Source organism: Streptomyces sp. LS1784 (genome assembly GCF_020103755.1).
In the GTDB taxonomy this organism is placed as follows: domain Bacteria; phylum Actinomycetota; class Actinomycetes; order Streptomycetales; family Streptomycetaceae; genus Kitasatospora.
Window position 1 is genome coordinate 1 of the sequence record NZ_JAHSQD010000434.1, and the last position, 6974, is coordinate 6974.

The 6974-nt window shown below is 72.0% G+C and carries 7 protein-coding genes and 1 pseudogene; 5 read left to right on the forward strand and 3 right to left on the reverse strand.

Annotation, left to right across the window (positions count from 1 at the left end; translation table 11 throughout):
• Positions 1-237 (reverse strand): annotated as a pseudogene (locus KS423_RS33725) (hypothetical protein); the annotation flags it as partial.
• A 98-nt stretch (positions 238-335) separates the two neighbouring features.
• A complete protein-coding gene (locus tag KS423_RS33730) occupies positions 336-830 on the reverse strand; it encodes an SRPBCC family protein (RefSeq protein WP_224283558.1) in 495 nt (164 codons plus the stop codon).
• Positions 831-1007: 177 nt separating this feature from the next.
• On the opposite strand from KS423_RS33730, the gene KS423_RS33735 reads away from it, so the two are divergent.
• Positions 1008-1877 carry an Fpg/Nei family DNA glycosylase gene (locus tag KS423_RS33735; protein ID WP_224283559.1) on the forward strand — a complete coding sequence of 290 codons (870 nt, stop codon included), beginning with the start codon at positions 1008-1010 and terminating at the stop codon, positions 1875-1877.
• Positions 1878-1930: 53 nt separating this feature from the next.
• Here the strand turns inward: KS423_RS33735 and KS423_RS33740 are convergent, their stop codons facing one another.
• On the reverse strand, positions 1931-2791 hold the full coding sequence (locus tag KS423_RS33740) for an SAM-dependent methyltransferase (RefSeq protein WP_224283560.1): 861 nt from the start codon (positions 2789-2791) through the stop codon (positions 1931-1933).
• A 325-nt stretch (positions 2792-3116) separates the two neighbouring features.
• On the opposite strand from KS423_RS33740, the gene KS423_RS33745 reads away from it, so the two are divergent.
• From KS423_RS33745 to KS423_RS33760, 4 genes are all read left to right on the forward strand, one after another.
• On the forward strand, positions 3117-3848 hold the full coding sequence (locus KS423_RS33745) for a polysaccharide deacetylase family protein (RefSeq protein ID WP_224283561.1): 732 nt from the start codon (positions 3117-3119) through the stop codon (positions 3846-3848).
• 154 nt (positions 3849-4002) lie between these two features.
• A complete protein-coding gene (locus KS423_RS33750; RefSeq protein WP_224283562.1) occupies positions 4003-4329 on the forward strand; it encodes a hypothetical protein in 327 nt (108 codons plus the stop codon).
• A 190-nt stretch (positions 4330-4519) separates the two neighbouring features.
• On the forward strand, positions 4520-5392 hold the full coding sequence (locus KS423_RS33755; RefSeq protein ID WP_224283563.1) for a sulfurtransferase: 873 nt from the start codon (positions 4520-4522) through the stop codon (positions 5390-5392).
• 160 nt (positions 5393-5552) lie between these two features.
• A partial coding sequence (locus KS423_RS33760) for a M1 family metallopeptidase (protein ID WP_224283564.1) occupies positions 5553-6974 on the forward strand: 1422 nt, incomplete at its 3' end.

Below are 6974 nucleotides of genomic sequence, written 5' to 3' on the forward strand. Positions count from 1 at the left end.
GAACAGCGCGCCGGCGCCCAGCTCCAGCGGCAGGAACACCGCCGCGATCGCCGGGTAGCCGCGCTCGCGGCCGGCCGGCGCGAAGGCCACCGCGAAGACGGCGGCCGAGGCCAGCAGCATCGGGCCGACCGGCAGCGCGCGGCCGGTGACGAGCACCTGTCCGAGCCCGGCGAGCAGGACGACCAGCGCGGCGAAGACCGCCGCACGGAGCGTCCTGGTGGCCGGGCCGATGTCCATGGGACCCGAGTCTGCCACAGGTCGAAACCGGAACGGCCTGCCGGGCGGCGAGCTGTGAAGAGCCTCACCACCCGCGCTGAGCTGGGCTTATGTGGAACTTACGGGCGGCCGCCGGAGGCCGGCGGGGTGTCGTCGGGTGCCGCGGGGTGGCCGTCGGCGGCGTTCACCCGCGCCTCCACCAGCTCCCGGAAGTGGTCCAGGTCCTCGCGCACCGCCCGCTCGATGGCCCCGGCCAGGGCGAAACCGCGCGGCCCGCCGAACTCCCGGTGCACCGCCTCCGGGTCGTACTCCACCCGGATCTGCACCCGGGTGTGCCGGGCGTCGAGCGGCATCAGCGCGAAGGCGCCGTGCAGCCGGAGGACGTCCAGGGTCCGCCAGGCCATCACCCGGCCCCGGCCGCGGTCGGTGATCTCGGCGTCGACCGAGCGCTCGGCCCCGTCGATCTCCACCCCGAGGTGCGCGAGGTTCCGGCCGTGCGGGTGGGCGCTGCGGACGCCTTCGACGAACTGCGGATACTCGTGCACCCGGTGCAGCTGCTCCCAGGCGGCGAGGACGGGGACGGCGATGTCGATCTGTTCCTCAAGGGTGCTCATGGTGCGCGGCACCTCCCTCCGTCCCCAGCCTGCGCCTCGGGCCGGGGACGGGCAAAGCGGCGGGTGAGGGTGGAGCGGTGGGGCAGTGGGACGACCAGGGCGGTGGCGAGGTGGGACGAGGGCGGGGCGGCGGGGCGAGCGCGCGCGGTCGGCGGCGGGCCGGGGGAGACTGGGCGCATGCCGGAGCTGCCCGAGGTCGAGGCGCTGAGCGCCTTCCTGTCCGAGCGGCTGACCGGGCGTGTGATCGCCCGGGTGCAGCCGGTGGCGATCAGTGCGCTGAAGACGTACGACCCTCCGGTGACGGCGCTGGAGGGGCGGACGGTCGGTCCGGTGACCAGGCGCGGCAAGTTCCTGGACATCGAGGCCGAGGGGCTGCACCTGGTGGTCCACCTGGCCCGGGCGGGCTGGCTGCGCTGGAAGGACAGCCTGCCCGCCGAGCCGCCGCGGCCGAGCCCGCGCAACCCGCTGGCGCTGCGGCTGCGGCTGGCGGGCGAGGCGGGGGACGGCTTCGACCTCACCGAGGCCGGCTCGAAGAAGGGGCTCGCGGTCCACCTGGTGCGGGACCCGGCCCAGGTGCCGGGCGTGGCCCGGCTCGGCCCGGACCCGCTGGACCCGGCCTTCGCCCTGGCGGACTTCGCCGCCCTGCTGCGCGACGACCGGCGCCGGATCAAGGGCGTGCTGCGGGACCAGAGCGTGCTGGCAGGGGTGGGCAACGCCTACTCGGACGAGGTGCTGCACGCGGCCCGGATGTCGCCGTACAAGCCGGCCGCGAGCCTGACCGAGGACGAGGTGGCCCGGCTGTACGAAGCGCTCGGCGGCACGCTGCGCGAGGCCGTGGAGCATGCGCGCGGGCTGCCGGCGGAGGAGCTGAAGGCGGAGAAGAAGCTCGGGCTGCGGGTGCACGGCCGGACCGGTCAGCCCTGCCCGGTGTGCGGGGACACCATCCGCGAGGTGTCCTTCGCGGACTCCTCGTTCCAGTACTGCCCGACCTGCCAGACCGGTGGCAAGCCGCTGGCGGACCGGCGGCTGTCGCGGCTGCTGAAGTGACGCCTTCGCCGGGTGGGACGGCCCGCGGCCGCCCCACCCGGCGCTCGACGGTGTCAGCGCTTGATCGCGACGCCGCCCCAGTAGTACGCGGCCTTCGGGTCGGCCGGCGGCTCGCCGTCCGGGCGCCAGGCCAGCACCGGGGCGACGCCCGGCTCGACCAGCTCCCAGCCGTCGAAGAAACGGACCACGTCGTCGTAGCTGCGCGGCACCAGGGTCATCCCGCCGGCCCGGGCGGCCTCGGCGACCTTGCCGACGGCCTCCGGGTCGAAGTCCGGGGTGGGGGTGGTCAGCGCGATGCAGCTGCCGGCCGGCAGGGCGTCGCGCAGCGCGGCGACCCGGCCCCACGGGTCGTCCGCGTCGGCGATCAGCATCAGCACGGCGATCATCAGCAGACCGACCGGCTGGGTGAGGTCGAGGGTGGAGGTGAGCGCCGGGTCGGCGAACAGCTCCTCGGGCTTGCGCAGGTCGGCGTGGATGTAGGTGGTGCGGCTGGCCGGGCTGGAGACCATCAGCGCGCGGGCGTGGGTGAGCACGATCGGGTCGTTGTCGACGTAGACCACCCGGGTGCCGGGGCTGACGGCCTCGGCGATCTCGTGGGTGTTCGGCGAGGTCGGGATGCCGGTGCCGAGGTCGAGGAACTGGCGGATGCCGTGCTCCTGGGCCAGGTAGCGCACGGCCCGGCCCTGGAAGGCGCGGTTGGCCCTGGCCATCTCCTTGACGCTCGGCACGGCCTGCTCGATGGCCTGCCCCATGGCGCGGTCCGGCGGGAAGTTGGTCTTCCCTCCCAGCCAGTAGTCGTACACGCGCGCAGAGTGCGGGGCGGTGGTGTCGACGCCGAAGCGTTCCCACTGGCTGAGCTCGGTGGAGCCGTCGCCCTGCTGGCCCTGGTCGGGGGAGTCCTGACTTGTCGTCATGGCCACGTCCTCTGATGGCAGATCATCACACTGGGGAAGGCACAGCGTAGCGGTCCGGAGGGGAGGTGGAGCGTCCGGTCGGGGAAGATCCGTGGAAGAGCTCCGGAGCGGGGCGTGCGACCGATGGCTCTTGGGCCGTCGGAGTGGTGATCGGGTCCGTCGGAGTTGCCCCCGGGAGCGGCGGCGACGGGCAGGGGATGCATCCATAATGCTGTCAGATCATCCGATTACTTCACGCAGATTGTTGCTGGTTGCGGCCGGAATGTCCCTTCTGGGAATGACTGCCGGATGCCGGAGCCCCTGGAGCGGTGAGGAGCGCAGCGCCGTGGCGGGGGCGACCGACGCCGTCTCCCCGTCCGCCGTCTCCCCGTCCGCCGTCTCCCCGTCCGACACCTCGACGGCCGCCACCCCGTCGGCCGTCGTGCCGAGCGGGGAGCCCGTGCACCGGGTGCTCACCAAGGCGGAGAGCAAGCCGGTGTACGACCTGGGCTCGGGGCGGCGGGTGGTGGCGCTCACCATCGACGACGGCCCGCACCCCCGTCACACACCGACCGTGCTGGCGCTGTTCGAAACGTACGGGATCAGGGCGACGTTCTTCCTGATCGGCGAGAACGTGGCCGAGCACCCCGCCCTGGCGCGGGAGATCGCGGACCGCGGCCATCACGTCGCCAACCACACCTGGACCCACCCGGACCTGCGGCACCTGTCCGAGGGCAAGGTGCGGGACGAGCTGGAGCGGACCTCCGACCTGCTGCAGCGGACCACCGGCCGGCAGCCCACCTGGTTCCGCGCGCCGGGCGGGGACTGGTCCGAGACCTCGCTCAAGGTGGCCGCCGACCTCGGGATGCGGAACATGGCCTGGTCGGTGGACCCACGGGACTGGGCCAGGCCGGGGACCCCGGCGATCATCGACCGGGTCCTCAGGAACGTCCGGCCCGGGTCGATCGTGCTCAATCACGACGGCGGCGGGGACCGGTCGCAGACGGTGGCGGCGCTGAAGGCGTACCTGCCGGTGCTCGTCGACTCGGGGTACTTCTTCACGGCTCCGCCGAACTGAGGGGTTTTCCACTGGGTGGCAGGTCGCAGTTTTAGCGCTTAAACCACCCAAAAGGGTGGATTGGAAGTACCGTTTCTGCGGATTTTGGGCCTCTAGGGTGATCTCGCACCAATGAACCCGGTACCACCGAGTACCACCTGAAAGGCCCTCACTCATGCGTCTCCGCAACGCCGTGCTCGCTGCCGCCAGCGCCATCGCCCTCGTCCTCGCCGTTCCGTTCTCGGCCAACGCCGCGGAGGGCGACTTCCTCTACAAGGTCGGCCCCGGCGTCCTCACCGGCCTGGCCGACCCGCAGAGCGGCAAGTGCATCGACCTGCCGTGGACGACCGAGGACGCGCCGGGCTTCGCGCCGGAGAACCTCACCCGGTCCACGGCCACGGTCTTCCTGGACTTCGGCTGCTCGGGCGACGTGTTCTACGTCATGAACCCCGGCAAGAGGCTCGGCGACCGGCTGAAGCTGCGCTCCGTCGTCTTCTCCTGAGCGGACGGTCACCGCGGATCCGGGGGGCGGGGGCTGCCCGGGGTGGCCCGGGCCGGACGGGCGGCGTAGGTTCGAACTGTCCGGCCCGGTCGCCGGCTCCTCGCCGTGTCCGTACGCCCTGCCCCGTCGTGCGGCCCGCTGTGTCCGTGGTCGGGCGCCGCAGCCTGGGCAGAGCGAAGGAGGGCGTGGGATGACCGGCAACGGCTACGCGCACCCCGAGGCGTTGGTCCGCACCGAATGGCTGGCCCACCACCTGGACGACGGGACGATCCGGGTCGTCGAGGTGGACGAGGACACACAGGCCTACGACCGGAACCACATCCCCGGCGCGGTCGGCTGGAACTGGACCACCGATCTGCACAGCCAGGTCGGCCGGGACTACATCGACCGCGACGGCGTCCAGCACCTGCTGCGGGCGGCCGGGGTCGAGGACGACACCACCGTCGTCCTCTACGGCGGCAACAACAACTGGTTCGCCGCCTACGCCTACTGGCTGTTGCGGCTGCGCGGCTTCGGGCCGGTGCGGCTGCTGGACGGCGGGCGCAAGAAGTGGGAGCTGGAGGAGCGGGAGCTCACCCACGAGGTGATGGACTACCAGCACACCGGCTACCGGCTCCGCGGGCCCGAGCGGCCGGAGCTGCGGGCGCTGCGGGACGAGGTCCTGGCCAAGGCCGAGGTGTTCGCCAAGCCCGGGGTGGACGCGGTGCTGGTGGACGTCCGCTCGCCCGCCGAGTTCCGGGGCGAGCTGATCGCACCCCCGCACCTGCCGCAGGAGCAGGCGCAGGTGCCCGGGCACATTCCGGGCGCGGTCAACATCCCCTGGTCGCAGACCGCCAACGACGACGGGTCGTTCCGCTCGGCGGAGGAGCTGCGGGCGCTGTACGGGGGGCGGGGCGTGGAGCCGGAGCGTGAGGTGATCGCGTACTGCCGGATCGGCGAGCGGTCCGCGCACACCTGGTTCGCGCTCACCGAGCTGCTCGGCTACCCGCACGTGAAGAACTACGACGGCTCGTGGACGGAGTACGGCTCGCTGGTGCGGGCGCCTGTGGCGCTCGGGACGTGAGTGACGGATGAGGTGGTGTGGCGGCTCCGCGGCATCGCTGCGAAGCCGCCATTTCGGCGCGTTTCTTCTCATGAACATCTCACGATCGGGGAGTGGATGAGGGGTTGCCGGGACAGGGATCGGTTCGACCCAATCGTTCCTGTGATCCCTGGAGGACCACGTGCGCAAGAGACTGATCGTCTCTGCTGCCAGTGCCCTGAGCCTGTTCCTGGCCGTCCCCGCCTCGGCTTCCGACTTCCAACCCGGCGCGGCCGGGGTCGGGGACCCGTACTACCCGACCTACGGCAACGGCGGGTACCGCGTCTCGCACTACGACATCCGGCTGAAGTACCAGCCCGCCACCGACGAGCTGGAGGGCACCGCGACCATCCTCGCCACGGCGACCCAGGACCTCTCCCGGTTCAACCTCGACTTCGCGCTGAACGTCTCGGAGGTCCGGGTCAACGGCCGGGTCGCGAAGTTCGCCACCAGCGGGGAGCAGGAGCTGGAGATCACCCCCGCCCGGCCGCTGGCCAAGGGCGCCCAGGCCACCGTGGTGGTGCGCTACAAGGGCGTGCCGTCCACCGTGAAGAAGTACGGCTTCACCAGCTGGCACCGCACGCCGGACGGCGGGATCGCCGCGAACGAGCCCGAGGCGGCCTGGTGGTGGTTCCCCAGCAACGACCATCCGAGCGACAAGGCCACCTACGACGTCTCGGTCCTCGTGCCGGACGGCACCCAGGCGATCAGCAACGGCGTACTGACCGGCACGACCTCCCAGGCGGGCTGGACCCGCTACAGCTGGCGCGAGAACAAGCCGCAGGCGACATACCTGGCCACGCTGGCGATCGGCAAGTTCGACGTCACCCGGGACACCACGGCGAGCGGGCTGCCGGTCTACAACGCGTACAGCAAGGACCTCGGCGACAACGCCGACGCGGCCCGGGCGAGCGTCGAGCGCACCGGCGAGCTGGTGGACTGGCTGAGCGGCTACTTCGGCGAGTACCCGTTCAGCTCCGTCGGCGGCTACGTCCCCAACGTCCCGACCGGCTACGCCCTGGAGACCCAGACCCGGATCTTCTACAGCCCCCGGCAGTTCGCCAAGGGTTCCAACACCTCCGTGGTCGTGCACGAGCTGGCCCACCAGTGGTACGGCGACAGCGTCTCGCTCTCCCGCTGGAGCGACATCTGGCTGAACGAGGGCTTCGCCCGGTACGCGCAGTTCCTCTGGTCCGAGCACGAGAACGAGGGCACCGCGCAGGAGCTGGCCGACTACGTGTACGCCTCGCACCCGGCCGACGACCCGTTCTGGACCATCAAGCCGGGCGACCCGGGGCCGGACGACCAGTTCTCCAGCCCCGTGTACGAGCGCGGCGCGGTGGCCGTCCAGGCGCTGCGCAACGCCGTCGGGGACGAGAAGTTCTTCCGGATCCTGAAGGGCTGGCCCACCGAGCGCCGATACGGCAACGCCACCATTCCGGAGTTCCAGGCGTACGCGGAGAAGGTCTCCGGGAAGAAGCTCGGCGACGTGCTGAACACCTGGCTGTTCACCGCCGGCAAGCCCGCCGTCGGGCCGGTACCGCCGGGCAGCGCGGCCGCGGCC

Bases quoted from the DNA above. Each gene is read 5' to 3' on its own strand.
- KS423_RS33730 (WP_224283558.1), bottom strand. From the start codon at position 830: ATGAGCACCCTTGAGGAACAGATCGACATCGCCGTCCCCGTCCTCGCC.
- KS423_RS33735 (WP_224283559.1), top strand. From the start codon at position 1,008: ATGCCGGAGCTGCCCGAGGTCGAGGCGCTGAGCGCCTTCCTGTCCGAG.
- KS423_RS33740 (WP_224283560.1), bottom strand. From the start codon at position 2,791: ATGACGACAAGTCAGGACTCCCCCGACCAGGGCCAGCAGGGCGACGGC.
- KS423_RS33750 (WP_224283562.1), top strand. From the start codon at position 4,003: ATGCGTCTCCGCAACGCCGTGCTCGCTGCCGCCAGCGCCATCGCCCTC.
- KS423_RS33755 (WP_224283563.1), top strand. From the start codon at position 4,520: ATGACCGGCAACGGCTACGCGCACCCCGAGGCGTTGGTCCGCACCGAA.